Source organism: Streptomyces sp. NEAU-YJ-81 (assembly GCF_017592595.1).
In the GTDB taxonomy this organism is placed as follows: domain Bacteria; phylum Actinomycetota; class Actinomycetes; order Streptomycetales; family Streptomycetaceae; genus Streptomyces; species Streptomyces hygroscopicus_B.
Genome location: NZ_JAGFNO010000004.1, coordinates 111,755 through 138,731, shown reverse-complemented (window position 1 = coordinate 138,731; position 26,977 = coordinate 111,755). Strand labels below are relative to the sequence as shown.

23 protein-coding genes are annotated in these 26,977 nt (G+C 69.0%); 17 read left to right on the top strand and 6 right to left on the bottom strand.

Annotation, left to right across the window (positions count from 1 at the left end; translation table 11 throughout):
- Nucleotides 1-51 precede the first annotated feature (51 nt).
- A complete protein-coding gene (locus tag J5X86_RS50600; protein WP_243980134.1) occupies nt 52-474 on the top strand; it encodes a hypothetical protein in 423 nt (140 codons plus the stop codon).
- Nucleotides 465-671, top strand: a complete 207-nt coding sequence (locus J5X86_RS50595; RefSeq protein WP_243980132.1) for a hypothetical protein — start codon at nt 465-467, stop codon at nt 669-671. Before J5X86_RS50600 ends, J5X86_RS50595 begins: the two co-directional genes overlap by 10 nt.
- 443 nt (nt 672-1,114) lie before the next feature.
- Here the strand turns inward: J5X86_RS50595 and J5X86_RS52450 are convergent, their stop codons facing one another.
- On the bottom strand, nt 1,115-1,633 hold the full coding sequence (locus J5X86_RS52450) for a hypothetical protein (RefSeq protein ID WP_308124515.1): 519 nt from the start codon (nt 1,631-1,633) through the stop codon (nt 1,115-1,117).
- 56 nt (nt 1,634-1,689) lie between these two features.
- Between J5X86_RS52450 and J5X86_RS11775 the strand changes: the two genes are divergently transcribed.
- The 3 genes from J5X86_RS11775 to J5X86_RS11765 all read left to right on the top strand — a co-directional run bounded on the left by J5X86_RS11775 (nt 1,690) and on the right by J5X86_RS11765 (nt 4,696).
- Nucleotides 1,690-3,159 (top strand): site-specific integrase, encoded by a 1,470-nt coding sequence (locus tag J5X86_RS11775; RefSeq protein WP_308124514.1) that lies wholly within the window; start codon nt 1,690-1,692, stop codon nt 3,157-3,159.
- A gap of 318 nt (nt 3,160-3,477) precedes the next feature.
- On the top strand, nt 3,478-3,891 hold the full coding sequence (locus tag J5X86_RS52825; RefSeq protein WP_374229244.1) for a transposase family protein: 414 nt from the start codon (nt 3,478-3,480) through the stop codon (nt 3,889-3,891).
- Between the two features lie 13 nt (nt 3,892-3,904).
- Nucleotides 3,905-4,696 carry a class I SAM-dependent methyltransferase gene (locus J5X86_RS11765; RefSeq protein WP_208516689.1) on the top strand — a complete coding sequence of 264 codons (792 nt, stop codon included), beginning with the start codon at nt 3,905-3,907 and terminating at the stop codon, nt 4,694-4,696.
- Between the two features lie 73 nt (nt 4,697-4,769).
- On the opposite strand, the gene J5X86_RS11760 is transcribed toward J5X86_RS11765, so the two are convergent.
- A complete protein-coding gene (locus tag J5X86_RS11760) occupies nt 4,770-5,363 on the bottom strand; it encodes a class I SAM-dependent methyltransferase (RefSeq protein WP_308124513.1) in 594 nt (197 codons plus the stop codon).
- A 258-nt stretch (nt 5,364-5,621) separates the two neighbouring features.
- Between J5X86_RS11760 and J5X86_RS11755 the strand changes: the two genes are divergently transcribed.
- Genes J5X86_RS11755 through J5X86_RS11740 form a run of 4 tightly spaced genes read left to right on the top strand, consistent with a single transcriptional unit; the run spans nt 5,622 to nt 9,260 of the window.
- On the top strand, nt 5,622-5,762 hold the full coding sequence (locus J5X86_RS11755) for a CGNR zinc finger domain-containing protein (protein ID WP_208517004.1): 141 nt from the start codon (nt 5,622-5,624) through the stop codon (nt 5,760-5,762).
- A gap of 16 nt (nt 5,763-5,778) precedes the next feature.
- Nucleotides 5,779-6,573, top strand: a complete 795-nt coding sequence (locus tag J5X86_RS11750; protein WP_243980127.1) for a S9 family peptidase — start codon at nt 5,779-5,781, stop codon at nt 6,571-6,573.
- A gap of 45 nt (nt 6,574-6,618) precedes the next feature.
- The gene (locus tag J5X86_RS11745) at nt 6,619-8,574 is read left to right on the top strand and encodes an MFS transporter (protein ID WP_208516687.1); all 1,956 of its coding nucleotides are present in this window, start codon (nt 6,619-6,621) and stop codon (nt 8,572-8,574) included.
- Nucleotides 8,571-9,260 (top strand): MarR family winged helix-turn-helix transcriptional regulator, encoded by a 690-nt coding sequence (locus tag J5X86_RS11740; RefSeq protein WP_208516686.1) that lies wholly within the window; start codon nt 8,571-8,573, stop codon nt 9,258-9,260. The genes J5X86_RS11745 and J5X86_RS11740 overlap by 4 nt, the downstream gene beginning before the upstream one ends.
- A 168-nt stretch (nt 9,261-9,428) precedes the next feature.
- On the opposite strand, the gene J5X86_RS11735 is transcribed toward J5X86_RS11740, so the two are convergent.
- The 3 genes from J5X86_RS11735 to J5X86_RS11725 form a co-directional block, all read right to left on the bottom strand.
- Nucleotides 9,429-9,776 carry a hypothetical protein gene (locus J5X86_RS11735; RefSeq protein WP_078638305.1) on the bottom strand — a complete coding sequence of 116 codons (348 nt, stop codon included), beginning with the start codon at nt 9,774-9,776 and terminating at the stop codon, nt 9,429-9,431.
- Between the two features lie 181 nt (nt 9,777-9,957).
- Nucleotides 9,958-10,698, bottom strand: a complete 741-nt coding sequence (locus J5X86_RS11730) for a bifunctional 2-polyprenyl-6-hydroxyphenol methylase/3-demethylubiquinol 3-O-methyltransferase UbiG (RefSeq protein ID WP_208516685.1) — start codon at nt 10,696-10,698, stop codon at nt 9,958-9,960.
- Nucleotides 10,699-10,709: 11 nt separating this feature from the next.
- Entirely contained in the window at nt 10,710-11,816 is a 1,107-nt protein-coding gene (locus J5X86_RS11725) for an alpha/beta hydrolase (RefSeq protein ID WP_374229243.1), read from the bottom strand.
- Nucleotides 11,817-11,984: 168 nt separating this feature from the next.
- Here J5X86_RS11725 and J5X86_RS11720 point away from each other — a divergent pair, with 168 nt between their 5' ends.
- From J5X86_RS11720 to gap, 3 genes are all read left to right on the top strand, one after another.
- Nucleotides 11,985-16,568 (top strand): 5'-methylthioadenosine/S-adenosylhomocysteine nucleosidase, encoded by a 4,584-nt coding sequence (locus J5X86_RS11720; protein ID WP_308124511.1) that lies wholly within the window; start codon nt 11,985-11,987, stop codon nt 16,566-16,568.
- A gap of 64 nt (nt 16,569-16,632) precedes the next feature.
- Complete coding sequence (locus J5X86_RS11715; RefSeq protein ID WP_208516684.1) at nt 16,633-17,580, top strand: GlxA family transcriptional regulator; 948 nt, start codon at nt 16,633-16,635, stop codon at nt 17,578-17,580.
- 122 nt (nt 17,581-17,702) lie between these two features.
- Nucleotides 17,703-18,701, top strand: a complete 999-nt coding sequence (gap, locus tag J5X86_RS11710) for a type I glyceraldehyde-3-phosphate dehydrogenase (protein ID WP_119984246.1) — start codon at nt 17,703-17,705, stop codon at nt 18,699-18,701.
- A gap of 101 nt (nt 18,702-18,802) precedes the next feature.
- On the opposite strand, the gene J5X86_RS11705 is transcribed toward gap, so the two are convergent.
- Nucleotides 18,803-19,654, bottom strand: a complete 852-nt coding sequence (locus J5X86_RS11705; protein WP_208516683.1) for a helix-turn-helix transcriptional regulator — start codon at nt 19,652-19,654, stop codon at nt 18,803-18,805.
- 133 nt (nt 19,655-19,787) lie between these two features.
- Between J5X86_RS11705 and J5X86_RS11700 the strand changes: the two genes are divergently transcribed.
- From J5X86_RS11700 to J5X86_RS11680, 5 genes are all read left to right on the top strand, one after another.
- On the top strand, nt 19,788-20,057 hold the full coding sequence (locus J5X86_RS11700; RefSeq protein WP_119984244.1) for an Atu4866 domain-containing protein: 270 nt from the start codon (nt 19,788-19,790) through the stop codon (nt 20,055-20,057).
- 71 nt (nt 20,058-20,128) lie between these two features.
- The gene (locus J5X86_RS11695) at nt 20,129-21,670 is read left to right on the top strand and encodes an MFS transporter (RefSeq protein WP_243980126.1); all 1,542 of its coding nucleotides are present in this window, start codon (nt 20,129-20,131) and stop codon (nt 21,668-21,670) included.
- The gene (locus J5X86_RS11690; RefSeq protein WP_208516681.1) at nt 21,645-22,412 is read left to right on the top strand and encodes an SDR family NAD(P)-dependent oxidoreductase; all 768 of its coding nucleotides are present in this window, start codon (nt 21,645-21,647) and stop codon (nt 22,410-22,412) included. Before J5X86_RS11695 ends, J5X86_RS11690 begins: the two co-directional genes overlap by 26 nt.
- 382 nt (nt 22,413-22,794) lie before the next feature.
- Nucleotides 22,795-23,964, top strand: a complete 1,170-nt coding sequence (locus J5X86_RS11685; RefSeq protein WP_208516680.1) for an acetyl-CoA carboxylase biotin carboxylase subunit family protein — start codon at nt 22,795-22,797, stop codon at nt 23,962-23,964.
- A gap of 254 nt (nt 23,965-24,218) precedes the next feature.
- Nucleotides 24,219-26,957: a non-ribosomal peptide synthetase gene (locus J5X86_RS11680; protein WP_208516679.1), complete on the top strand. Its 2,739-nt coding sequence runs from the start codon at nt 24,219-24,221 to the stop codon at nt 26,955-26,957.
- The last annotated feature ends 20 nt before the right edge of the window (nt 26,958-26,977 follow it).

The following is a 26,977-nucleotide window of genomic DNA, read 5'->3' as shown; positions in this document are numbered from 1 at the left end:
CGTTACCGGCTGGCCATCCCCAAGCGAGCCCCTCGGCGGATCCCCGACGCCATGTTCAACGCGCTCTTCGCCGCGCTGAAGCACGACCGTGATCGAGCTCTGCTGGCCTTCTGGGTTTCCAACGGGGCTCGCGCCGAGGAACTGCTCACCAGTCGGCAACGCGACGCGCTGCCCGGCCAACAGGTCCTGGGGGTGGTCCGCAAGGGGAGCCGGGCCTACCAACAACTCCCCTGCGCAGCGGACGCTTTCGTCTGGCTACGGCTCTATCAGGAGAGCGCCTGGCGGGCTGGGGTCCCCCGCGGACAGAACGAGGGGCTGTGGTGGACGTTACGCCGCCCGTGGCGTCCCCTGAACTATCCGGCGGCCCGTGCGATGTTCAACCGGGCCAACAGCTTGCTCGGTACGAACTGGACTCTCCACGATCTTCGGCACACCCCCGCCTACGGCTGGCGAGGGATCCGAAGATGCCGCTGACCGACGTGCAGTGGGTGCTCGGCCATGCACACCTGTCGACGACACAGCTCTATCTTCCGGCCGACCGGGACGAGGTGATCGAACACGTTCGGGCACACCATGCCCGACGGGCCAAGTCCGCCGAGCGGACTCCCGCGCCTCCGGCAGCCGGCTACAACCCTGAATCCCTCAACAACCTCTTCGGGACTGCCTGGTGACACCTACGGAGACCGTGTCCATCGCGACGCATGTCGCACCTCCCGCATCCCTGAGCCTGGCGGGGGAGGCATTGAAAGCCGTCGCTTTGCGCTTCCCGCCCAGACCTGCGGAGGATCACTGGGCGGCCACTGCATGCGCGCGAGCCGACATCCTGGCTCGTCTGGAGCAACCTCCTCTGCCGGCGACGGACGTGAGACAGCACCGAGCCAGTATCCGCGGAGCTCGCCAGACCTTGCAGTGGCTGGAGACCTTCCCGGGGGCCACCTGGCAGCAGCGCTGGAATACCAGTCCCGCGAGCACGCGTCCTGGCAATGACTGGGCCCGGTTGGCACCCGGTTGGATCGGAACGGCTGCTGGTCCCTCGCAACGGCAGGCCCTGTCGGGAGGGCTACTGAGTCTGATCTGCGCCGACGTTGTCAGGCCCACCCTCCCCTGGCTGCTGTCACGGACCTCCGCCAACATGACGAGTCTGCGGATCGCGCTGATCCCTGCCCGTGACCCGGAAGGATTCGCCCAGCTTGAAGAGATGATCGAATCGGCCACCTGGTCCTCCACCGTCGGGCGTCACGCCCTGCACTCCCTGGTCAAGATCGTGGCCGCCAAGGGCGGCACCTTGGCGGACATCACCGTCGGCGACGCCGTGGAGTATCTCGCCGCACTCAAAGCGGCGAACAAAGCCGCGAACGGCAAAGCGCGCGGCAACACCCTCTTCTACGCCTGGCTGCGCGAGTTGGGCACCCTGCCTGCAGAAGCCCCCAGTTCCTTGCGCTACCTGGCCAACGCCAGTGGGCAGGTGTCGATGGAGCAGCTCGTCGATCGGTTCGGTGTCCGCTGCAGCCCTGTCCGAGATCTCTTGGTGGACTATCTCAAAGAGCGGCAGCCAGGTCTCGACTACACGTCCCTGAACAATTTGTCCCGGCACCTGGCCAGCAACTTCTGGGGTGATCTGGAACAACATCATCCAGGGATCGACTCTCTCCACCTGGCGCCCGAGGTGAGCGCGGCCTGGAAGCAGAGATGCCAGACCCGCATCGAACGGCGCCGCCAGCCAGACGGCAAAGTGCGCGAAGTAGTGACCGGACGCGCCAACGTCGCCAGCATCATGCTCTCCGTCCGGGCGTTCTATCTCGACATCGCCCAGTGGGCCATCGACGAGCCAGCTCGCTGGGGGCCTTGGGCGGTGCCGAGTCCGATCAACGACGCGGATGTCGCTGTCGTGAAAGACAACAAGCGGCGCAAAGCCAGAATGGACCACCGGACGAGGGAACGACTCCCGGCTCTGCCTGTCGCCGCCCGAGCGGCCTCATCATGCCTGAACGAGGCCAAAGCCCGACTACAGGCGCTGATGGACACCCCGCCAGGCGGTCAGTTCGCTTTCGCGGGCGACACCTTCAGGCGGGCAGCGAAGGACGGAACGACCTGGGCGGTGAACATCGCCACCGGCCGGCGCGTCGACCTGGCCCTCACCGAGAGCCGCGCGTTCTGGGCCTGGGCGATGGTCGAGTTTCTTCAGCACACTGGTGTCCGCATCGAGGAGATGCTGGAGGCCAGCCATCACAGCCTGATCCAGTACAGACTTCCCACAACCGGCGAAATTGTCCCCTCCTGCAGATCGCGCCCTCCAAAACCGATGAGGAACGAGTCATCCTGGTCAGCCCGGAGCTCGCCGATGTGCTCAGTGCGATCATCGCCCGCATCCGCGACCCGCGCACCGGTGCCGTCCCCTACGTCTCCAGCTATGACATGGCCGCGAAGACCTGGAATCCACAGATGTCACTGCTCTTCCAGTGGTGTCGCAGCGGCGAGAGCTCCCGCCTCTCCCCGAAGCTCCTGCGCCAAGCACTCCAAGAGGTGCTGGCCTCCACGAATCTGACCGACTCAGCCGGACAGCCCTTGGACTTCTCGCCCCATGACTTCCGGCGAATCTTCATCACCGACGCCATCCGAAGCGGCCTTCCCCCGCACATCGCGCAGGTCATCGCCGGGCACACGAGCATCAACACGACCATGGGATACAACGCCATCTACCCCGGCGAGGCTATCGAAGCCCATCGCGCGTTCATCGCCCGGCGCCGAGCACTTCGGCCCAGCGAGGAGTACCGAATCCCCACCAACGAGGAATGGGATGCCTTCCTCGGACACTTCGAGCGACGCAAACTGTCCATCGGAATCTGCGCTCGCGCATTCGGAACTCCCTGCATCCACGAACACGCGTGTATTCGATGCTCCATGCTCCGACCGGACCCGGCTCAGAGACACCGCCTCGTCGAGATCCGCGACAACCTGATCGTCCGAATCACCGAAGCAGAACAGGAGGGATGGCTCGGTGAGATCGAAGGACTACAAGTCAGCCTCGCCAGCGCAGAGGAGAAGCTCACCCAGCTCGACTCGGAACGAGAACGGCAGTGCAAGGTGATCGACCTCGGTATGCCTACCTTCAGCCAGATCGCGACACGGACCAGCACAGCTACGAGACCTTCGAGTTAGTTCAGGGGCAGGTCCCTGGCCTCACTGGGCGCGCCGTCCAACACGGAGGACGCTCAGGTAACGGCGTGATGCCCGGTCGCCCATCCGCGTGCGGATCCGCTCGGCGACGGCGTCGAGCAAAGGCTCACGGACGTCGCGATCGAGTCTCCGGTACAGCGACAACGAGCGAAGGTGATCGGCAAAGCCGTCCCCGGTGAACCACTGAACGGTTGGATACCAGCGCACGATCGTGGCTCTTCGAAATTGGTGGGGGTTTGAGCGCCGGACGGGGTTCCACTGTGGACCCTGACTGATAGATGCCCGCAGCTCTCGTAGATCATGTTGTTGTCGAAGCAAGATGATCACAACAGAAGAGCTATGGACGTGGCAAACGATACGACGCGGTTGTTGGGCCTTGACGGCCTGGCCGTGGTCGGGGTCGCCGACGACACTGACGGGCCGGTGGTGCACCTGGTCACCGCTGATGAGCGGGCACGCCACTGCCCAGACTGCGGCACCCGGGCGCGGCGGTCGAAGGGCCGGCGGGTGACCCGGCCGCGTGACCTGTCGGTCGGTGGCCGCCGACCGCGGCTGGTGTGGGCCAAGCGCCGCTGGCGCTGCGACGAGCTGGCGTGCCGGCGTCGCTCGCCGTGGACACCTCGATGCCCGCTAATTTCGTTGAGCCCGCACCCTGCAATCGTGTTGGCTAGCGGCACCGAACTGTCAGTACCGCAGGTGTCCGCTTGGCTGTAGCAGGGAGTTAAACGTGCAGGACATTGTTGTCGACCCCGTTGCCCACAATCGGGCAGCCTGGGACAAGTATGTCCAAGAGGGCAACGAGTGGTCGAGGCCGGTGAGTGCTGAGGATGTCGAGCGCGCCCGCATGGGCGACTGGTCGATTGTTCTCATCGGGCGTGAGCCAGTCGACCGCTCCTGGCTGCCGACAGACCTGACCGGCAAGGACGTGTTGTGCCTGGCCTCCGGTGGTGGCCAGCAGGGTCCGATCCTCGCCGCCGCAGGGGCGCGGGTCACCGTATTCGACAACTCACCCCGCCAGCTCGGCCAGGACCAGATGGTGGCGGCGCGCGACGGACTCGAGCTGCGCACCGTCCTAGGCGACATGCGCGACCTCAGCGCCTTCGGCGACGCCACATTCGACGTCGTATTCCATCCGGTCTCTAACCTATTCGTACCAGACTTGGCACCGGTGTGGCGTGAGTGCTTCCGCGTCCTGCGACCGGGCGGAACTCTGCTCGTGGGCTTCCTCAACCCTGATGTGTACTTGTTCGACCACGAGGCGCTCGACGAGCGCGGCGAGCTGATCGTCCTGCACAAGCTGCCCTACAGCGATGTCACGCAGTACTCCGCCGAGGAACGCGCCACGAAGTTCGGCGCGGATGCCGCTCTTGAATACAGCCACACCCTCACCGACCAGATCGGCGGGCAACTCGCCGCGGGGTTCGTCCTCACCGGCTTCGCGGAAGCGCCGCACCAATCCAACGCATCCGCTCAATACATGTCGAACTATTTTGCGACGCTGGCGGTCAAGCCGGGCTGACCCAGCCGTGGGGCCGGCCGAGACGGCCGTGTCTCCGAATGGCCAAGTGGAGCGCTGTGCCAGCCCGACCCCACTAACTTCGCTGAGCCACGATCGTTGGGCCAAACAATTCTCCGGGATCGTCGACCAGGCCCCAACCCTCATCGGTGCCGCGCACGTCTTCTTCGAGTGGCGGATGACCCCAATCAGGGTTCCCTGGGCAGAACCGCTCGTGGAGATCGGCGGTCTCGGCATACACCTCCGGTTCTCCCGGCCGGCGGACAACGACGTGGCCGAGCAGCGCCATCCAGCCTCCGGGATGGAGCATGTCGTGCGCTCGCTGCCAGCCAATCGACGGGTCAACCCAGTGCCACGACGACGCAGCCACGAGGACATCGAAGCGTCGACCGCGGTTGTCCCACTTCTCAAACGTCGACGTCTCGACTTCGACGTTGCGGAAGGAAGCGATCCGGTGGCGAGCGAGTGCGGCCATGTCTGCCCCAGGCTCGACGGCAGTCACTGAGCATCCGAGCGCTGCTAGCGAGCGCGTCGCCTGACCGGTACCGCAGCCCACCTCCAGCACCGACGACCGTTCGTCCATGCTGGTGACGGCGCCAAGGTCCGCGAACAACTCGTCGGGGTATCCCGGCCGGACCCGGTCGTAGAGCTCCGGCACCTCGTTGAACACTCGTCCGAGTCGTGTCGATTTGGGCGCATCTTCGGATCACCAGTCACGAACGCACAAGCTATGAGGTCCGTCCACGAAAATGCCACTGGTTTACCGGCAGCTGCCGTGCTGCCTCCGGTAGTTCAGAGAAGAACTCGTCACCGCCCAGCCTGCCGACCGAGGCGCGGGGTCCGGCCCAGGCCGTGAGCCGGTCGCCCGCAGCACCGCGTCCCCGGCCGCCAGGCTGTCGAACTCTTCGCCGGCCCCGACCGCGATCGTCTGCGCCCCTGCCTGGCTCCCAACTGCCTGCTCTTCTTCGTCAAGCACCATGCGCGCCGGGAATGGTGCTCCCCGGCGTGCGGCAACCGCGTGCGCGTCGCCCGCCACTACCGGCGTCACCACACAGGTCCACAGAGCTGAGGGATGGATGCGCACGATGCGAAGCAAGAAGGTCGAGTTCAGCGGATCGCAAGGCGCGACGCTCGCCGCGCGGCTGGAGCTGCCCGAGGGCGAGCCGCGAGCGTACGCCCTCTTCGCGCACTGCTTCACCTGTGGCAAGGACCAGGTCGCGGCCACCCGGATCTCACGGGCGCTGACCGAGTTCGGCATCGCGGTGATGCGCTTCGACTTCACCGGGCTCGGCGGCTTCGGAGGAGACTTCGGCAACACCCACTTCAGCTCCAACGTCGACGATCTGGTGTTCGCCGACGAGTACCTGCGAACCCACTTCGAGGCCCCCACCCTCCTCATCGGACACTCGCTCGGCGGTGCGGCGGTCCTCGCCGCACAGCACCGCATTCCCCGGATACGAGCCGTGGCCACGATCGCCGCCCCCTTCAGCCCCGACCACGTGCTGCACTTGCTCGGGAGCGACCGGGCGGAGATAGAGCGGCAGGGCCAGGCCGAGGTCTCCTTGGCGGGCCGCATGTTTCGCATCCAGCGGCGATTCCTCGACGACATCGGCGCCCAGCCGCAGGCCGACCGCATCGCGCACCTCGACGCCGCGCTGCTGGTGTTCCACTCGCCGTCGGACGAGCTGGTGGGCGTCGACAACGCGCGGCGCATCTTCGACACCGCCCGTCACCCCAAGTCCTTCGTCGCCCTCGACGGAGCCAACCACCTGCTCACCAGCCCGGCCGACACGCAGTACGTAGCCACCGTGCTCGCCGCCTGGGCAGGTCGCTACGTGCTCAGCCCGACCCCACTTGGCGAAAGGACAAATCGGGATTAGCTTGGTTGATGTCAAGCAACCAACTCCCGACGGGAGTGATGCTCGGTGGGTTGGACGACCGAGCGGCGCAGGGCCGGAGCTGAGGGGGCCCTTCCGTCCTACGGCGATGGCGGCCCGGGGCCGCGGTACAAGTGGATCGCCCTGTCCAACACCACGCTCGGCGTCCTCATCGCGACGATCAACATCTCGATCATGCTGATCGCGCTCCCGGACATCTTCCGTGGCATCGGAGTGGATCCCCTGCGCCCCGGGAACACCAGCCTGCTGCTGTGGCTGATCATGAGCTACATGGTGGTCACCGCCGTGCTCGTGGTGAGCTTCGGGCGGCTGGGGGACATGTACGGCCGGGTGCGGATGTACAACCTGGGGTTCGCGGTCTTCACCGTGTTCTCCGTGCTGCTCTCCGTGACCTGGCTGCACGGCACCTCCGGCGCTCTGTGGCTGATCGGGATGCGGGTGCTGCAGGGCGTGGGCGGCGCCATGCTGATGGCCAACTCCAATGCCATCCTCACTGACGCCTTCCCCGCTGATCAGCGCGGTCTCGCCCTGGGGCTGAACCAGGTGGCGGGGATAGCCGGGTCCTTCATCGGACTGATCCTGGGCGGGCTGCTCGGCCCGCTCGACTGGCATCTGGTGTTCCTGGTCTCGGTCCCCATCGGACTGTTCGGCACGGTCTGGGCGTATCTGAAGCTGCGGGACACCGGTGTGCGCACTCCGGCCCGGCTGGACTGGTGGGGCAACGTCACCTTCGCCATCGGCCTGATCGCCGTGCTGTCCGGCATCACCTACGGCATCCAGCCGTACGCCGGTCACACCATGGGCTGGGGCAACCCCTGGGTGATCGCCGCGATCACCGGGGGAGTGGCGGTGCTGGGCCTGTTCTGCGTGATCGAGAACCGGGTCGCACAGCCCATGTTCCACCTGGGTCTGTTCCGTATCCGCGCGTTCACCGCCGGGAACGTGGCCAGTCTGCTGGCGGCGCTGGGACGCGGTGGCCTGATGTTCATCCTGATCATCTGGTTGCAGGGCATCTGGCTGCCCCGCCACGGTTACGGTTTCGAGGAGACCCCGCTGTGGGCGGGCATCTATATGCTGCCGCTGACCATCGGGTTCCTGATCGCGGGACCCTTCTCCGGCTGGGCCTCCGACCGGTTCGGCGCCCGTACCTTCGCCACCGGCGGGATGCTGCTGGCCGCCGCCACCTTTGTGGCCCTGGAGGAGCTGCCGGTGGACTTCGGCTATCCGGTGTTCGCCGCGATTCTGCTGGTCAACGGGATCGCCATGGGCCTGTTCAGCTCGCCGAACCGGGCGGCCATCATGAACAGCCTGCCGCCCGATCAGCGTGGGGTGGGCGCCGGGATCAGCACCACCTTCCAGAACTCGGCCACCGTCCTGTCCATTGGCATCTTCTTCTCCTTGATGATCGCCGGGCTCGCCGGTTCGCTCCCCGGCGCCCTCACCCACGGCCTGACCGCGGAAGGGGTCCCGGCTTCCGACGCGGCCCGGGTCGCCGCCCTGCCACCGGTCGGGGTGCTGTTCGCCTCGCTGCTCGGCTACAACCCGGTCAGAACCCTGCTCGGACCGCAGGTGCTCGACCATCTGCCGGCCCACCACGCGGCCTATTTCACCGGGCGCGGCTTCTTCCCGGCGCTGATCTCCCCGCCGTTCTCCCAGGGCCTGTCCGCCGCGTTCGACTTCGCCATCGCGGCCTGTCTGGTGGCCGCCGTGGCATCGCTGCTGCGCGGCGGGCGGTATGTGCACAAGGGCGGGCCGAAGGCGGCTGTCCCGGCAGGGGTGGTCGCCGCCCAGGGCGGCGCCGCGGGCGCCAAGGACACGGCGGGCCCCGCGGGTAGCGAGGACGTCGAGGACACTTCCCGCCACCCGGCGCCCGCGCCCCGGCAGCCGGCCCCGCCGAAGTCCGGGCCCCCGCCCCCGCCTCCGTCACCACCTCCGTCGTCACCCGGCGGAGGACCGGGACCACCACCCGAGGAGCCGAGATGACCGCGCTCGACCCCACCGCCTCAGGCTGCACCGCCTCAGGCTCCACCGCCTCAGGCCCCGCCGCCCCGGGCCCCGCCGCCCCGGGCCCTGCCACTCCAGGCGCCAACACCCCCGGCCCCACCGCCCCGGGCCCTGCCACTCCAGGCGCCAACACCCCCGGCCCCACCGCCCCGGGCCCCGCCACGCAAGGGGCCGTGGCCCCGGGCTCCGTAGCCCCGAGTACCGCCGTTCCGGAATCGGGGGAGCTGGCCGAACGGCTTCGTACCGCCCTCCAGCATCTGCTCCCCGGCCTGCGGGGCACCCGGGGCGAACACGGCGATCTCACCCCCAGCCGCCAGGCGGCCCTGGGAGCGCTCGACACCCACGGCCCGATGCGCATCAGCGCCCTCGCGACCCGGCTGGGCATCGCCCTGCCGACCACGTCCCGCATGGTCGATCTGCTCGACGCCTCCGGCTGGATCGAGCGCACCCCCGACCCCGAGGACCGCCGCGCCAGCCTGATCGCCCTCACCGACCCCGGTCGTCAACTCCTCCACACCGTGCGCCACGAGACCGCCGCCCGGCTCGCCGCGCGGATCGAGACGCTGAGCCCCGAGGAGCAGCGGGCGCTGTACACCGCGCTGCCCGCCCTGGAGTCCCTGGCCGACTCCACGAACCCGTCCAGGAGCCCATCCACGAGCTCGTAGCACTGGACGACGCAGCGAGGCGTCTTGGGCTGCCTCAGCAGTCGGCCTCGGGGGCCAGGGCTCGCCTTCCTCGCCAGTCCTGCAAGCAGCTACATCAATGGTGCGAGCCTCACATCAGGGCTTGGGCGGACGGGCGGGCGCCACGCCGGACGAGTGGTCAGGCCCGGCTCAGAGGAGCTCGGCGAAAGCGAGGGCGGTCATGCCGACGACCAGCAGGGAGAAGCCGAGCCGCGTACGGCCGCGACGGCTCAGCTCTGCCATCGCACCGCTGAGCACACTGGCCGCCAGGAGGATGCCGATGACCATGGCCGGTTGGTGCTGAGCCACCGCCCTGACCATTTGCACGAGCGCGGCGACCATGAAGAACACGCCCACGAAGACGTAACTGCTCCGCGTCGACTCGGGGCTCTTCCTGTCCTCGCGCATCATGGCGCGGCGCTCGCGCGGGGTGGCCGTCTGCCACCGCAGAGCCAAGTTCTGCCGACGCTCGAAGTCGTCGCTGTGCGGAGCGGTCACATCTGACTCCTCATGACGGGATTTGATCGCAGGTTGCCCTGGTCCTGACCCCAGTTCCCCGGTCCTGACCCTGGCCTGGCCGTGGCCCGGACACCGGCGAGAAGGGTAGTCGACTCAAAGGCGACGCTACTCCCGTAACTCCCGTACCGAGAAAGCGATCGGCCCCACCCGTTCCCCACGCTCAGTTCGGCGGGATGAGGTAGACGGAGACATGAGAGCGCGACTCGGCGGTGAATTCGGCGCCGGTCCAGTCCGCATGCCTGGTCTCCAACTCGAATCCGGCCAGCTGAGCCATGAGGTCGAGTTCGGCCGGCCAGATGTACCGGTGCGGACTGCGGGTCAGCCGGGCCTGCTTGCTGTCGTCGAACCGGAAGTGGTGCGAGACGACGTGCTGGCGCAGTACGTCGTAGGTGTCCAACCCGATGTAGCCGGGCTCGGCTTGCCAGACGGTGCCCGTCTGGCCCGGCGGGAGCTTGCGCAGCTCGGGCACCCAGAGTTCGATCACGAACCTGCCACCGGGCCTGAGGTGGCGGGCGGCGTTGCGGAAGCACTCCACCTGCTCGGCTTGGGTGAGCAGGTTGGAGATGGTGTTGTAGACGAGATAGACGAGCGCGTACTCCCCGGGAGCCACGGAAGTCGCCATGTCGCCCGCGATCACGGGGATCGTCGCCTCGTCCGCCCTGGTACGCAGTTGACGGATCATCGGAAGCGACAGCTCGATCCCGGTGACAGGGACCCCTCGTTCGGCGAGCGGGACGGCTACCCGGCCGGTGCCGATGGCGAATTCGAGCGCCGCTCCGCCGCCTGCGAGCTCAGCCAGGCGGTCCACGGCCGGCTCCAAGATCTCGGGCGCGAACATGCCCGTGCCGGGCGTGTCGTAGCGCTGAGCGGCGTCGACGTCCCAGATCTCCTCCTGGTTCATACCTTCACCATTCACCGCAGCGGTACGCGATGTCCACTGCTTTTGCCCCCGAGGCCCGGGGATCCCCCGGTCCGCGGCTCTGTGCTCGTTGTGCTCCTTGAGTGAGTGAGGAGGCGCCTCAGCCAGCGGGTCCGGGCGTCGCGTGCGTCTTCGCTGATGGCCGCCCGCGGCGCCAAGCCGTCGAAACCGTGATAGGCGCCGGGCCATACGTGCAGTTCGGCCTGGCCGCCGGCCCGCCAGATCGCGTTCGCGTACGCCACGTCTTCGTCGCGGAACATCTCCGCCGAGCCGACGTCGATGAACGCCGGGGGGAGACCGGATACGTCCGTGGCGCGGGCAGGGGCCGCGTAGGGCGACAGGTCCGCCGCGCCGTAGCCGTCACCCAGCAGTGCTTTCCAGGCGGTCTCATGGGAGATGAGATCCCACATCCCGAGGCCCGACATCTGGTGGCTGGAGAACGTGCGCCCGCGGTCGTCGAGCATCGGGCACAGCAGCAACTGCCCGAGGATGCCGGGACCGCCACGGTCACGGACCAGCAGGGCGAGGGCCGCGGCGAGGCCCCCGCCGGCGCTCTTCCCCCCGACAATGACGCGGTCCGCATCGATGCCCAGTTCGGCGGCGTGCCCGGTGGCCCAGAGAAGTCCCGCGTAGCAGTCCTCCAGCGGTCCGGGGTACCGCGTCCGCGGTGCCAGCCGGTACTCGACCGAGATGACGGCCATGTCCAGCGGGAGGACCCACTCGCGAAGGATCCGCGGCAGCACCGACCATGCGTTGCCCATGATCATCGCGCCGCCGTGCATGTAGTACAGCAGCGGCAGCGGCCCTTCCCGCCCGGCGGGCCGCACGCTCACCAGCGTGACATCGGGGCCGTCCCGCAGCCCCGGAACGGTCAGCTCCGCCACCTCGAAACGGCCATCGGCCCGCAGGTCCTCGGCCGTCGGCCTGGGCCGGTTCGCGGCGTCCCGCTCTTGCCGGGCGGCGAGATTCCCAGGAGTGACCGGCTCCCTGGGCCCATTGCCCAAGGACTTCAACACGGCGCTCAGTTCGGGGTCGAAGGGAGGCACAGCCGTCGGCCTCGGGGCAGAAGCGCCCGTACGGGACAGATCCATACCGCGCATCCAAGCATCCGCCGCTGCCCTGCGGTACCGGCGGGACCCCAGGCACGCCCGGCGACTCGTACTCCCGTCGCGGTTCACCACTCCCGCTGGTCGCAGCCCCGGAAGTCCGGCGGACGGTAGCATTTCGCCCGCGGGCCGCACCAGGGTCGACCGTGGCCGGGGGGAAACGTGGAGAGCACCGGGCATCACAGCGACTCGCTTGTCGTGCTGACCGCACTGGACGTGGAGTACGAGGCGGTTCGGGCACACCTGGTCGATCCACGGCCCCAACTCCACCCGAGCGGCACCCTGTTCGAAGTGGGACGGCTCGACGGTACGCCGTGGCGGGTGGCGCTTGCCGAACTCGGCGACGGCAACCAGGGCGCGGCCGTGCTGACCGAGCGGGCGATCGCCATGTTCCGTCCGCGCGCCGTGGCCTTCGTCGGGGTGGCCGGGGCGCTCAAGGGTGATATCGAGCTCGGGGACGTCGTCGTGGCCACGCATGTGTACGCCTACCACGGCGGGAAGGACGAGGACGGCGAGTTCCACTCCCGCCCGAGGGTCTGGCCGGTGCGTCAGGAACTCGACCAGCTCGCCCGCTACGTCCGCAGGTCCGGTTCCTGGACCGGGCTGCTGCCGGAACGTTCGCCTGGCGCCTCCCGTCCGGCCGTCCACCTCAAGCCCGTGGCCGCCGGGGAGGTCGTCCTCAACTCGGCGGACTCGCCGCTGAGACGGCAACTGCGCCGGAACTACCAGGACGCCGCCGCCATCGAGATGGAGGGCGCGGGCGTGGCGCAGGCCGCCCACCTCAACGCGGCGCTGCCTGCTCTGATCGTCCGCGGAATCAGCGACCGGGCCGACGGGGAGAAATACGATGCCGATGCCGAGGGCTGGCAGTCCCGCGCGGCGCGCAACGCCGCCGCCTTCGCCTTCTCCGTGCTGCGTGAACTGCCGCCCGGCGGCGACCCGGCCCCACCCGGGCCGGAAACTCCCATGGACCCGGCACCGGAACGATTCCCGGACGGGCCGACGGCCCCGGCCCCTGCTCAGCCCTCTGCCCCGTTCCCTCATCCGGATACCGGAACCACACCGGACGACACCGGCCCCGCCGCACACCGCCAACTCCTCCGCTGGGCACGGAGGCTCTCGGACGACCTGGACCTTGTGGACTCCCCCCGGCCGGACGGCGGCACCGGCTCGCCGCCGCAGCTCAGCGGCGGACTCTACGTACGGCGCGCCGTCCAGGACCGGGTGGTGGAGGCCCTCTACGACGGTGATCCGAAGGCGGTCCTGGTCACCGGGGACGCCGGGAACGGCAAGAGCAGCCTGTTGTGGGGCCTCGCCCGGGATCTGACCGCCCTGGAGGACGCCGAGGTCTTCCTGGTGAACGCCGCCTGGCTGCTGCGCCCCCTGAGCGGTGCCCCCGGGACGCCCATGCTGACCCCCGCGACCGTGGTGGCCGGAGCGACACACGCCCGGACACGGGGGCGTACACCGGTCGTGCTCCTCGACACCGCCGATCTGCTGCTGCACGACGACTACCACGAGATGGCGCTGCTCGACCTGTGCGAGGACCTCGCCGCCGCCGGTATCCGCCTGGTGCTGACCTCACGGCCGGAGGAGGCGAACCGGCTGCGCACCGGGTTCATCCGGATGTCGCTGGGTCCGTACGACGACAGCGAGATCCCCCACGCCATCCGTGGACATGCCGCGCTCTACTGCCCCGACGCCGTCCCCCGGGACGACGAGGCACGGGTACGGAGACTGATGGAGCCCGTCGCCCGCGGACTGCCGGTGCGCGAGGTGTGCAGAAGCCCCCTACAGTTGCGGCTGCTGTTCGAACTCGCCCGGGACGACGGGGCGTTCCCCAGCGCGGAGATCGACGCCACTGGTCTCTACCGCCGCTACTGGGACCATCGGGTCGTCACCGACCGCCGCCATCACGGCAACCAGAGCGCCACCGCGCCGGAGGACCTCTCCTCGATCACCGGCACGATCGCCGTCGTGCTGATGTCGGCCGGCCGGACCGAGCTGTCACGCGAGGAGCTGGTCGAGCGGCTCACCTCGGCGCACGGCGGCCCACGCCCCTCGCGGCCGTACGAACCGGCCCGCGTCCGGTCGTCCCTGGAACTGCTGGTCGACCGGGGTGTGCTGGCCAGGGGTGCCTCGGACGGTATCCACTTCTTCCACCAGACCATGTTCGAGTACGCGGCCGCGCGCGGCCTGCTGCACCGCACCGGCGCCCGAGCGCTGCTTTCGCTGTGCGAGTGGGTCGGGTCCCATCCCCGTGACTTCTTCGTCGGGGCGATCCTCGAACAGCTCCTCATGCTGGCCGCCGGGTCCGAAAGGTATCGCGGCCCGGTACGGGACGTCCTGATGCGGATGGCGGCGCACGAGGACGCCGTCATCCTGCACACCGTCGCCGTGGCCGTCGCGGCGCGGAATCCGGCCATGGGCGTGTCCGTCGAGCCGCTGCTCGCGACGGCGCCGCACGGCGTCGCCCGACGGTACGCGGTCCTGGCCCCGACCGTACGCGACACGGACGTCGACGCCCTCCTGCCGCAGCTCCGCGGGCTGTGGGAGAGGAAGGAGCCCAGCCTGCAGGAGGCCGTGCTCGAAGCGCTGGAACGGCTGGCCGCCCAGAACTCGCTCACGGTCCATGCCGCCCTGGCCGACTGGGGCTGCGTACGGGAACTGACGGGGCGCCGTACGGGCGGCGCGGGCATCGAGGTCCTGCCTCGGCTGCTCGTGCTGACGTCACACGTCGATGTGGCATCCGCCCGTAAGGGCCTCATGGAGATGCTCGACTCCGCCTTGTCCCGTGGGCTGGCGGAGCTGGCGTCCGGCGTCATGACCCTGTGGGCCCGGCACTGGGGGACACTGGGCTCGCCGGAGTGGGCCGCCGCCGTCCAGGAGCGTCTCCAGCGTGTGTGCGTCGCGCCGAAGTCGTACGACGTCGAGCTCTTCCAATCGGCCCTGGCCCTGGTGCTGGCCGCCTCCTGGACCCACGACCACGGGCTCCCCGGTGACCAAGGACTCCTCGGCCGCCACGGACTTTCCGGTCCCCACGGACTCCCCGCCGACGGCGCTCACGGCGCCGACGGCGGTCCGGCCCCCGGAACCCACCCCTGGGCGCACCGCCTCGACCATGCCGTGGCGCTGCTCGAAGCGGACGACCACGACACCGCGGGCAACGCCGGACTCATCGCCGCCACCGCGGTCCTGGCCACGCTGCCGCACGGCCACTGGGCCATCGAGGCCACCCTCGACCGCTGCCTGGACATCACCGGGCAAGGAGCGCTCCACGCACTGCAGCACCGGATGGTCTTACCCCAGTTGCTCAGCGCCGACTGCGCCGCCGCGGAAAGCCTCGTACACCGGCTCGCGGTCATGCTGAAGGCCCTGCCCTGCCCCGAGAACCAGCCGGTCACGCCCCCGCAGCGGCGAGCGCTGGTCGCCCGCCGGATCCTCGCCAACCGCGACGTTCCCCCGCATCGCGTCCGGCAGGTCCTGGAACACTCCGGCTGGGACGCCGACTCCGACCTGTGGCTGTCCCGGGACGGCCTGGCCACGCTCCTCCTGCCGGCCGCGCTCGGCGGCCACCCCACCGCGGTGAGCAGGATCGAGAAGGCGACGACCGCCCCCGCGGCCGCCCGGAACCTCGTCCGCCGCTCGCTCCACCGAGCCGTCACGGACTCCGGTCTGCACACCGAGCGACACATCGGCCTGCTGGTGAACCTGTCGCTCATGGACGCCGATACCGTGCTCCTGGAAGCCCTCACCACCGGCCGGGCCAAGAAGGGCACCGGCCCGCTGCCGCCCCTCGCCCACGAACGGGTGCTCGGCGCACTACGCGCCGCGGCCCCCGCCCTCACCGGGCTGATCGCGGACGAAATCGCCGAGGGCCACAGCGGAAAGCGGCAGCGCCAGGCACTCACACTCTGGGAATGCTCCGTGTCGGCCGGCACTCTCCCCGTGCCCGACCTGACCCAACTCCTGCCGCGGTACGGCACCTTCTCCGACCAGAAGACCCGGGCGGCCTTCCTCGGGCTGGTGGGAACCATCGCCGCGCGCGAACCCGCCCAGTACGCCACGGCATGCACCTTCCTCTCGGAGCTGGTGTTCGACGCCACGGGAGACATCCCCCGCTTCGACGACGCATCGGCCAGTACCCGGAACGCCGCCCGCAAGGCCCTGCTCCACGCCGCCTGCGAGTCCGGCCTCCTCACCCCACCGGCCCTCACCACGGCCCTCCACCTGGCCTTCGCCCCACCGACCGACGCCGGACTGATCAGCGGGCTCGGCCAACTGGTGCGCCGGCTCAGCACCGCACACGGCGCGGCACCCGCCGCCGAGCTGCTGATCCGCGTCATCGGCGCGGCCGTGGCCGCCCAGCAGGGCCGCGCCGCGGAGAACCACCTCGCGAAGGCGCTCCGTGGCGCGATGGACAGCATCTTCGACCACGGTTCTCCGGCCGTGTACCGGACGCTGTGGGAGCACCTCAAGGAGCGTGGCCCGGAGGACGACGCCGACCACGTGGTCTTTCCCGAGCGGTACGCGCTGGGGCTGGTGAGCTGCGCGGTCCGCCGGTCGTACGCGGCAACCCGCGAGGATCTGGAAGCACTTGTCGCCCATCCGCGGGTGCCACGGCCCACCAAGATGTGGATCAGCGATCAGCTCAGCGCCCGGTCGCGGGAACACACCGAGCACGACCTGAGCTGGGTGCTGGATGGCGAGATGCCCTGGCGGCCAGTGGCAGGATGTTTGCGGTAGTCGTCATCGAGGTCACGGGTGTGAGCGCAGGCCCGTTCGATCACGGGAGAGCCGAAGGAGCCCGATGAGCCGGAAGAACCACCATGTCGCCGTGCTCGTACTCGAGGGCGCCAAGCCACTCGACGTCGGCATCCCCGCGCAGGTGTTCTCCAACCGGCCGAGCATGCCCTACGAGGTACGGGTGTGCGGGGCCACGCCCGGACTGGTGACCGGCGGCGACGGCCTCTCGTATCACGTGGCCGAGGGGCTCGAGGCGTTCGAGCACGCCGACACCGTCTTCATCCCCGGCTACCGCGAGCCGGCGACCACGGAACCGTCGACAGCGGTCGTCAGCGCGCTCATGGCCGCCCACGAGCGCGGAACCCGGCTCGCGGCCATCTCGACCGGGGCGTTCGCGCTGGCCGCGACGGGCCTGCTCGACGGCAAGCGGGCGACGACCCACTGGCACTACACCAAGGCTCTCGCCGAGAGACATCCGCTGGTGCGGGTGGACGAGAACGTGCTGTTCGTGGACGAGGGCGATGTGCTCACCTCGGCGGGTGCGGCATCCGGCATCGACCTGTGCCTGCACCTGGTGCGGCGCGACCTCGGAGTCGGACTCTCCAACCACGTGGCCAGACGGCTGGTGGCGGCGCCGTATCGCAGCGGTGGGCAGGCGCAGTACGTCCCCCGGAGTGTGCCCGAGCCGCTCGGCGACCTGTTCGCGGGCACACGGGAGTGGGCCCTGGCGCACCTCGCCGAACCGCTGACCCTCGAAGCGCTCGCCCGCAACGCGCGGGTGTCGGCGCGCACCTTCTCGCGGCGGTTCGTGGAGGACACCGGCTACACGCCGATGCAGTGGGTGCTCAGGGCGCGGGTGGACCTGGCACGCGAGCTGCTCGAACGCACAGATCTGGGCGTGGAGCAGATCGCCGACCGAGTCGGCCTCGGCACCGGCGCGAACCTGCGTCTGCACTTCCACCGCATTCTCGGCACCTCCCCGACGGAGTACCGCCACACCTTCTCGGCCTGAGCTTCCCGAGTGGCGTGCGTGCACATCGAGGGCTGGCGGGATCCTTGCGCACGGTGGCGTTCAGGCCGCTGTCGGCCCGGTATCCGGATGCCGACGATGGGGGCGGAACGAAAGGAACCTCCATGACCCGCATCGCCGTCAATGGATTCGGCCGCATCGGACGCAACACCCTCCGCGCCCTGCTCGAGCGCGACAGCGATCTCGAAGTGGTCGCCATCAACGACCTCACCGCCCCCGAGTCCCTCGCGCACCTGCTCAAGTACGACAGCGCGCTCGGCCCCCTCGGCCGCTCCGTCGAGGTCGACGGGACCGACCTCGTGGTCGACGGCCGCCGCATCAAGGTGCTCGCCGAGCGCGAGCCCGCCAACTTGCCGTGGGCCGAGCTCGGCGTGGGCATCGTCCTCGAGTCCACCGGCCGCTTCACCGCGGCGGATGCCGCCCGCGCACACCTGCGTGCCGGTGCCCAACGAGTGCTGGTGAGCGCCCCGTCCGCCGGCGCCGATGTCACGCTCGCCTACGGCGTGAACACCGATGCCTACGACCCCGCCGAGCACGTGATCATCTCGAACGCCTCGTGCACCACGAACGCACTGGCTCCGCTGGCGTCCGTACTGGACGACCTGGCCGGTATCGAGCACGGCTTCATGACCACGGTGCACGCCTACACCCAGGAGCAGAACCTCCAGGACGGCCCCCACCGCGACCTGCGCCGCGCCCGCGCCGCCGGGGTGAACATCGTGCCCACCACCACCGGGGCCGCCAAGGCCATCGGCCTGGTGCTGCCGAACCTCGACGGCAAGCTGTCGGGCGACTCGATCCGGGTGCCGGTCCCGGTGGGTTCGATCGTGGAGCTGAACACCGCGGTCTCACGGGAGGTCAGTCGCGACGAGGTGCTCGCGGCCTACCGCGCCGCCGCCGACGGCAAGCTCAAGGGCATCCTGGAGTACTCCGACGAGCCGCTCGTCTCCAGCGACATCACACGCCGCCCGGCATCGTCGATCTTCGACGCCGCCCTCACCCGTGTCGAGGGCAAGCACATCAAGGTGGTGGCCTGGTACGACAACGAGTGGGGCTTCTCGAACCGCGTCATCGACACGCTCGAACTGCTCGCGCGCGACTGAACACGCGGACTGACTGACCGTGAGGGGCCGGCATCGACCGGCCCCTCACCCTTGAGGCGTGTGCCCGGCCACGCGTTCAGGTACGGTCCGCGCCGCGGGGGTCAGGTACGGTCCGCGCCGCGCGGGGAGGGCCGGGTGCGTGTCGCGTGGATGGAGCCGAGCAGACGCAGAGCTTCCGCGCTGCTGCTTCCGGGCTCCGCGTGGTAGATGACGAGTTGCTGGCCCGGGGCCTCTCGCACGTCGAATGCCTGGTAGCTGAGGGTGAGGGGACCGACGTCGGGGTGCTGGAACCGCTTGGCCTCCTGGGTCTTGCCGCGCACGGTGTGGCTTTCCCACAGCCGGGCGAAGTCCGCGCTGTTCCCGGTGAGAGTGTCCACGAGCCCGAGCAGGCGCGGGTTGTCCGGCTCGTAGCCCGCCGCCTGGCGCAGATTCGCCACGGTGGCCTGGGCCGCCCGGTCCCAGTCCTGGTAGAAGGTGCGGCCCGCGGGGTCCGCGAAGGCCATGCGGGCCAGGTTGTCCGCCGGACGGAACGGCGAGTAGAGGGCGTCGGCCAGCGCGTTGGTGGCGAGGATGTCCAGAGTCCGGTTGAGCACGAGGGCAGGCGTGTGGGGGTAGCCGTCCATCAGTTGCCGCAACCCGGGGCTGACCTGGTCGGGCACGCGGACGGCGGGGTCGTCGGGCACCGTGCCGGCCAGCCGGTACAGATGGCCCCGGGTGTCGCCGTCGAGGCGCAGCGCACGGCTGAGCGCGTCGAGCACCTGCGCGGAGGGGTGGCGCTCCCGGCCTTGTTCCAGGCGGGTGTAGTAGTCGGCGTTGATGCCGGCGAGCACCGCCACCTCCTCGCGGCGCAGCCCGGGAACGCGGCGGGTGCCGTAGCTCGCCATCCCCACCTCTTCGGGCCGTAGCCCCGACCTGCTGCTTCGCAGGAAATCTCCCAGGTCGTTGTCAGCCATGACCTCAGGCTACGTGGCGCCTGGACCAGGTGCCTGGGTGTGCCGCACCCAGGCAGAAGGCGTCCTGGTTGACCTGTGGGGCACTGCCCAGACTCGGTGGCGCAGGACAACCCCCACCAACGAGAGGTTTGCCATGACCGCGGATTCGGCGGACGCCCCGGACATCGACGTCGTCGGCATGTGGGTCACCGCAGACGGACACATCCGTCAGGAGCTGCGTGCGGACGGCCGCTACGACGAGGCGCGCGGCAGGCGTGCCAGTGCGTACACCGGCCGCTACTCCGTCACGGGCAGCCACATCGACTACGTCGACGACACCGGCTTCACCGCGACGGGTGACGTACGCGACGGCGTGCTCTACCACGAGCACCTGGTGCTGTACCGCGAGCGGCCCGGCTCCTGATGGACCCGAACCACGAACCCGAACCACCGAGCCCGGCTCGGGCGACCCCCATCGAAAGAGAGAGCAAGAGCATGACGCAGGAGGCCAGTGGCCCCCTCTCAGCACAGGACCCACCGGCCGGTCAGGGCCGGACCGGTCCCCGGCCCGCCCGGCCCGCCGGGCCCGCCGGTGCGACGCCCGGCGCGCTCGCCCTGCTGACCCTGTGCGCAGCCCACTTCATGGACGCCATCGACCTGTCCGACGTGGGCGTCGCCCTGCCCGCCATCCAGGACGACCTGGGCATGTCACCGGCGTCCCTGCAGTGGGTGATGTCCGCGTACGCCCTCGGCTACGGCGGGTTCCTGCTGCTGGGCGGCAGGGCGGCCGACCTACTCGGCCGCCGGCGTACCTTCCTGGCGGCCGTCGGTGTGTTCGCGGTGGTCAGCGTGGCGGGGGCGGTCGCTCCCAGTGGCGGGCTGCTCATCGCGGCCCGGCTGGTCAAGGGCGTGGCCGCCGGGTTCCTCGCCCCGGCGGCACTGTCCTTGATCACCACCAACTGGCCGGAGGGCCCCGAGCGCGGCAGAGCCCTGGGCTGGTACGCCACCGCGGGCGCCTGCGGATTCGTCGGCGGCCTGGTGCTCGGCGGTGTGCTCACCGAGGTCTCCTGGCGGCTGGTGTTCGCGCTGCCGGTGCCCATCGCCGTGGCCGCGCTCTTCGCGGGAAGCCGTCTGCTGCCACCGGACCCGCCGCCGGCCGGGCGGGGCAGGGTCGATGTCGCCGGGGCGCTGACCGTCACCGGCGGGCTTCTCCTGTGTGTCTACGCCATCGCACAGGCGCCGGAGCACGGCTGGACCTCGGTGCGCACCATCGCCCTGTTCGCGGCGACAGCCATCCTGCTCGCTCTGTTCGTGCGCATCGAGGCCAGGACCGGCACGCCCCTGGTGCCCCTGTCCTTCCTCACCCGCCGCCAGAGCGTGGGCGCCAACTTGACGATCTTCGCGATGTGGGGCGCGTACACCTCCTTCGCGTTCCTCGCCACCCTCTATCTGCAGAACGTGCTGGGCTGGACACCTCTGGAGACGGCCGGTGCCTTTGTCCCCCTCGGCCTGGTCAACGGCGCGGTGGCGCCCTTCGCGGGGCGTCTCGCGGCCCGGTTCGGCGCCCACCGCATGATCGCGGCCGGAATGCTGCTGCTGGCCGCCTCGTACGCGATGTTCTTCCGGATCGGACCCGACTCCTCCTTCGTCTCCGTGGTCCTGCCCGTCATGGTCCTCAACGGCCTCGGCACCGCCGCCACGTTCCCCGCCCTGAACATGAGCGCGGTCACCGGTGTACCCGACCGGGACCAGGGCCTCGCCGGGGCGCTGCTCAACACCTCCATGCAGATCGGCGGTGCCGTCGTGCTGGCCGTCGTCACCGCGGTGGCCGACGCCGGTCAGCGGGCGAACGGCACGGATCCGCTGGCCGGATACGTCCCGGCCATCGCGGTCATCGTCGGCGGAGTCCTCGCGGGTCTGGCCGCCACCACGCTCATCCGGAACGCCCGAGCGCACACCACTCTGCCCACCACCGCCGCTTCCCGCGGTGGCATCGAAGAAGGACAGCACCATGACGACACCCACTCGTCCCGCTGATTCGTGGGAGTTCACGGGCAAGACCGCCCTGGTCACAGGGGCGGCACGCGGCGTCGGCAAGGAGACCGTCCGGCTTCTGCACAGCCGCGGCGCACGGATCGTCGCCGTCGACCAGCGCCACGAGGTGAGGGAACTGGCCGAGGACTTCCCTGGTGTTCACCCCTTGGTCGGCGACATCACGGAGGAGGCGACCGCCCACCGCGCGGTACGGGCAGCCGTCGATGCCTTCGGCGGCCTGGACATCCTGGTCAACAACGCCGGGCGCACCCTCAACAAGCCGATCACGGAGACGACGGCAGAGGACTGGGACACCGTGATGGCGGTCAACGCCCGGGGGTCCTTCCTCGTCTCCCGTGAGGCGTTCCGCGCGATGAGGGAAGGCGGTGGTGGAGCCATCGTGAGCACGGGTTCCTACACATGCACCGTCGCACTGCCCCAGGGCGCCGCGTACAGCGCCTCCAAAGGTGCCCTGGCTCAGTTGACCAAGGTCCTTGCCGTCGAAGGCGGACCGCTGGGCATCCGGGCGAACATCGTGGCCGCGGGAGTCATCGAGACGGACTTCCTCGACACGTTCCGGTCCGACAGCCGTGCGTACCTGGCATCCTTCGCCGATGCCCAGCCGCTCGGCCGGGTGGCCCAGCCCGAGGAGATCGCCGAAGTGCTCTGTTTTCTCATCTCGCCCCGCTCCAGCTTCATCACGGGCGCGGTAGTCGCGGCGGACGGCGGCTTCACCGCGATCTGATCGGCGGACCCGCACAGTGGGCGCTTACGCAGCGGCAGCGGCGTAAGCGCCCACCCGCCATTGCGGGGACCGTCCGGCCGGTCCCAATTTCTCTATGTAGTGCTATATGGGGCATGACCGGCATGGTGAATGCGCTCCGCGAACACGAATGGAATGAGTAATTCCATTTCAACTCCATTGCGCAACTTGTGATTTGCATCACAAGCCCATCCGCAATGGATCACATTTTCGTATCTCTGTGAAACGATGCACCGGTGCTGGCCTCGACGAAGTAGCTCATCGCGAGACAACACCGATCCACGGGACCACCCGAATCCACATCGGGTGGCAGTACGGCAAATGACTTCTTCAAGTTTTGGCTAGCCGTAACGGGGAGGCGCCAATGCCAACGATGATTGTTATCGGATATAGAGACGATCTCGATCAGGCACTGCGGCGCCGAGACGTGGATCCCTTCTATATCGTCCAGGCGCCCGCGAGCCCGCCGAAGGGCCGGAGGTCCATTCGGGTCGCCGACATGGAGAACGCCCAGGAGATATTCCGGGCGGTGCTATCCGCGCGCATTGACGATGTGGCAGGGGTGCTGAGTGTCCATGAAATGGGCGTCTTCGGGGCAACCTATCTGCGGCAGCAGCTGAACCTTCCCGGGAACGCGGATTCAAAGACGGCCCTCTACTTCCGGGACAAGTATCTCCAGAAGAGCAAGCTGCCGTCTCGGGTGAAGCGGGCGCGCTGCCGGCATGTGTCCATAGGCACGTCGTTCACCGACCTCGCCAATGACCTGGGAGATGTCTTCGTGGTCAAGCCGGCGACCGGAGCCGGCGCTCTCCGTACGAACATCATCCGTTCGCCGGAGGAGTATGCACAGGCCCTGACGCTGTTCTCCGGTCAGTCGGATGTCGAGATCGTCGCCGAGTCCTTCGTGGGCGCCCCCGAGGTCTACCTCGACGGCGTCTGGGAGAACGGGGACCTCCAATGGTCGTCCATGAGCAGCTACCACACCTCGCCGCTCACGGCCGCACAGGGCGGGATCCTGTCCGCGTACGTACTGGACAGAAGGCGGAATTCGCCCTTGTTCCAGCAGGCGGAGACGCTCGCGAGGGAAGTACTCACCAGCCTGAACGCACCTGATTGCGTATTCCATCTGGAAGCGTTCATGGAAGAAGCGGGGCTGACCTTCGGCGAGTGTGCCATCCGCCTCCCGGGGGCGCTGTCTCCTCAGGTCAATAAGTTGACCTTCGGCGTCGATCTCTTTGACGTCGAAATCAGTCTCGCGCTGGGGGAGGGGGCGACTGGAGCCCTGCGGGGCCACAGCGCGCCGGAGCGCTTCCATGGCTACATTCTGCTGCGCCGCCCCGACGGCTGCAATTTGACCCAAAGGGATTTCGAGCGCAACTTCCTTTTCGATGAGATCGATTACGATTCATCGCCCGATGCGCCGATCGGGCCGTATGGCCGCGTGGGACAGGCCATCTTATCCGACCCGGATGAGCTGAAACTGCAGAAGACCATCGAGGACATCGTGCGATTCAACGAGGTTGGCTCCATCTGACCTTCCGGCCAGTCCGGACCGAGCCACCGGCCGGGGATACCCCGGCACCAACGGAATCGCGTCGTCTCGATCACGCGTGCCGCGGATGCCAAGCTCCGCCCGCCCCTGGCCGCATTCAACCGTGCCCCGCCCAGGATCCGCACCCCGTCGGCGTCAATGTGCGAACCCGACCCCGGTTGCCTTTCTGCGGCGCGGCGCGCCCCAAGCTCCGCTCGCCATGGTTTTCCGTCCCTTCTGATCGGAGGACTTCCCCCATGCCGGATCAACGTCATGCCTCGACACTCCCGCAGCTGCTCGAGCGCGCGGCATCCGACACGACTCGAGGCGTTGTATTCATCGGCGGCCCCTTCCTTTCCTACGCGGAGTTGCGGGAGTGCGCCTGCCGGATTGCGCAGGGGCTGCGCGACCGCGACACCGCCCCGGGTGACCGGGTACTCATCGCGGCCAACGATCCGGAGCCCTTCTTCCGCGCCTTCTGGGGGTGCGTACTCGCCGGTGCCGTGCCGTGTCCGATCGCACCGCCGGCCGACCCCTCCCGGTGGCACGCTCAACTGGCCAACCTGCGCACGCTCCTGGGCGACCCGTTGGTGGTCATGTCCAAGACGGCCCACGGAGACCTGCCCCATGTCGGGCTGCGGAGCGTGACGGTCGAGGAGCTGAGTCATGCCGTGGCCGAGCCCGATCAGCACCATGTGGCCGCGCCGGACGATCTCGCCCTGCTGATGCTCACCTCCGGGTCCACCGGATCGAGCAAGGCGGTCAGGCTCACCCACGCCAACCTGCTGGCGGCCCAGGCCGGTAAGGCGGGAGCGCTGGAACTCGGGCCCGACGACACCTCGTTGAACTGGATCTCGGTCGACCACATCGCCGCCATCGAGGCGCATCTGCTGCCGATGTTCAACGGCGCCGGCCAGGTCATGACGACGCCGGCCACGGTGCTGGCGGACCCCGTGGAGTTCCTCCGGCTGCTCACGGCTCATCGGGTGCGAGTGACGTTCACCCCCAACTTCCTGTTCGGGCAGATCAACCAGGCCCTCGCCGGGCGGCCCGCCTCGCGGCAGGAGGTGGACCTGTCACACGTGCGGCACATCATCTCCGGCGGTGAGGCCACCGTGACCGCCACCGTACGGGCGTTCCTGGACACGCTCTCCCCCTACGGGTTGCGCGGAGATGTGATCGTGCCCGCGTTCGGGATGACCGAGACATGTGCGGGCAGCGTGTTCAACCGTGACTTCGCCACCCATGACCTGGAGACGGAGTTCCCCCCGCTGGGCCGTCCGGTGCGGGGCCTGCGGATTCGCATCACCGACGACGACGGCAAGGTGCTGGCCGCCACCGACCAGCCCGGATCGGCCGAGCCGGGGGAGGTGCAGCTGCACGGCCCGATGGTCTCCGACGGTTACTTCGGCAACGACCAGGCCACCGCACAGGCGTTCACCCCCGACGGCTGGTTCCGCACCGGAGACCTGGGCCACCTCGACTCCGAGGGCCGGTTGATGCTGGTCGGCCGCACCAAGGACTCCATCATCGTCAGCGGCGTCAACTACTACAGCCACGACCTGGAAGCGGTCCTGGACGAGCTGGACGGGGTGAAGCGCGGACAGGTCGCCGCGTTCCCGATACGCCCCGAGGGGGCCGACACCGAACAGCTCGCCATCGCGTTCGTCCCGGCGGGCGGCACCGCTGACGAGACCGCGGTGTACCGGGCCATCGTGGCGATCCGCAGCTCCACGGTGATGCACTGGGGCTTCCGGCCACAGCTGATCCTCCCCGTCACCGAGGACGAGATCCCCCGCGGCAACCTCGGCAAGATCCAGCGGTCGCGGCTGCGCGCGGCCGTCGAGGACGGGAGCCTGGACGAGGCGGCCCGTCGGTCGGACGAGGTGAGCACCCGATTCCTCGGCGGCCACGTGGCCCCGGAGGGCGACGTCGAGACCGCACTGGCCGCCATCTACGCACGCGTCCTGGACACCAGGACGGTGTCGTCGACCGCCAGCTTCTTCGACCTGGGCGGAACCTCGCTGGACGTGCTGCGGCTCAAGCTGGAGATTCAGACCGAGTTCGGCATCGAGGATGTGCCGATGTCCACGCTCCTGCAGGCCCCGGCCGTACGAGCGCTGGCCGGCCGCCTGACCGCCGGACACGGTGCCACCGGAGACGCCACCTACGATCCGCTGGTGCCACTGCAGGTCACCGGAGACGGGACGCCACTCTTCTGCGTCCACCCCGGCCTGGGGGAGGTGCTGGTGTTCGTCAACCTCGCCAAGTACTTCACCGGCGAGCGGCCCTTCTACGCCCTGCGGGCCCGTGGCTTCGGGGCGGGCGAGACCCACTTCGAGTCGTTCGCCGACATGGTCTCCACCTACGTCGAGGCCATCCGGCGGGCGCAGCCCAGCGGCCCGTACGCCGTCGCGGGGTACTCCTACGGCGGGGCGGTGGCGTTCGAGATCGCCAAGCGGTTGGAAGCCGACGGCGACGAGGTCGGCTTCGTGGGTGTCTTCAACCTGCCGCCGCGGATCTCCGACCGCATGAACGAGATCACCTTCACGGACGGCGCGATCAACCTGGCGCTGTTCCTCGAGCTGATCGACGCCTCCGACATCGAGCGGCTGACCGCCACCCTCCGACCGCTGCCCGAGGCCGATCAGCTGGCCTATTTGATCGACCACGCGCCCAAGCGGCGCCTGACCGAACTGGACCTCTCCGTCGAACGGTTCACCGCCTGGGTGCACCTCGCGCAGAGCATGGTGCACCTGGGCCGTACCTACGAACCGTCGGGTTCGGTCGGCCAGGTGAAGGTCTTCTACTGCACCCCGCTGCGCGGCACCAAAGAGGAATGGCTGGAGGGCCAGCTCAGCCACTGGGACGAGTTCACCCGTGACCCCAACACCTACATCGAGGTCGACGGGGAGCACTACACCCTGATGAGCCCGCAGCATGTGCAGACCTTCCAGGCGACCTTGCGGCAGGAACTGGCCCGCGCGCTCGGCTGAGACGGGCAGAAGGCAACCGC

Bases quoted from the DNA above. Each gene is read 5' to 3' on its own strand.
- J5X86_RS50600 (WP_243980134.1), top strand. From the start codon at position 52: ATGTTCAACGCGCTCTTCGCCGCGCTGAAGCACGACCGTGATCGAGCT.
- J5X86_RS50595 (WP_243980132.1), top strand. From the start codon at position 465: ATGCCGCTGACCGACGTGCAGTGGGTGCTCGGCCATGCACACCTGTCG.
- J5X86_RS52450 (WP_308124515.1), bottom strand. From the start codon at position 1,633: ATGATGTTGTTCCAGATCACCCCAGAAGTTGCTGGCCAGGTGCCGGGA.
- J5X86_RS11775 (WP_308124514.1), top strand. From the start codon at position 1,690: ATGCCAGACCCGCATCGAACGGCGCCGCCAGCCAGACGGCAAAGTGCG.
- J5X86_RS52825 (WP_374229244.1), top strand. From the start codon at position 3,478: ATGTTGTTGTCGAAGCAAGATGATCACAACAGAAGAGCTATGGACGTG.
- J5X86_RS11750 (WP_243980127.1), top strand. From the start codon at position 5,779: ATGCGAAGCAAGAAGGTCGAGTTCAGCGGATCGCAAGGCGCGACGCTC.
- J5X86_RS11740 (WP_208516686.1), top strand. From the start codon at position 8,571: ATGACCGCGCTCGACCCCACCGCCTCAGGCTGCACCGCCTCAGGCTCC.
- J5X86_RS11730 (WP_208516685.1), bottom strand. From the start codon at position 10,698: ATGAACCAGGAGGAGATCTGGGACGTCGACGCCGCTCAGCGCTACGAC.
- J5X86_RS11725 (WP_374229243.1), bottom strand. From the start codon at position 11,816: ATGCGCGGTATGGATCTGTCCCGTACGGGCGCTTCTGCCCCGAGGCCG.
- J5X86_RS11715 (WP_208516684.1), top strand. From the start codon at position 16,633: ATGAGCCGGAAGAACCACCATGTCGCCGTGCTCGTACTCGAGGGCGCC.
- gap (WP_119984246.1), top strand. From the start codon at position 17,703: ATGACCCGCATCGCCGTCAATGGATTCGGCCGCATCGGACGCAACACC.
- J5X86_RS11705 (WP_208516683.1), bottom strand. From the start codon at position 19,654: ATGGCTGACAACGACCTGGGAGATTTCCTGCGAAGCAGCAGGTCGGGG.
- J5X86_RS11700 (WP_119984244.1), top strand. From the start codon at position 19,788: ATGACCGCGGATTCGGCGGACGCCCCGGACATCGACGTCGTCGGCATG.
- J5X86_RS11695 (WP_243980126.1), top strand. From the start codon at position 20,129: ATGACGCAGGAGGCCAGTGGCCCCCTCTCAGCACAGGACCCACCGGCC.
- J5X86_RS11690 (WP_208516681.1), top strand. From the start codon at position 21,645: ATGACGACACCCACTCGTCCCGCTGATTCGTGGGAGTTCACGGGCAAG.
- J5X86_RS11685 (WP_208516680.1), top strand. From the start codon at position 22,795: ATGCCAACGATGATTGTTATCGGATATAGAGACGATCTCGATCAGGCA.
- J5X86_RS11680 (WP_208516679.1), top strand. From the start codon at position 24,219: ATGCCGGATCAACGTCATGCCTCGACACTCCCGCAGCTGCTCGAGCGC.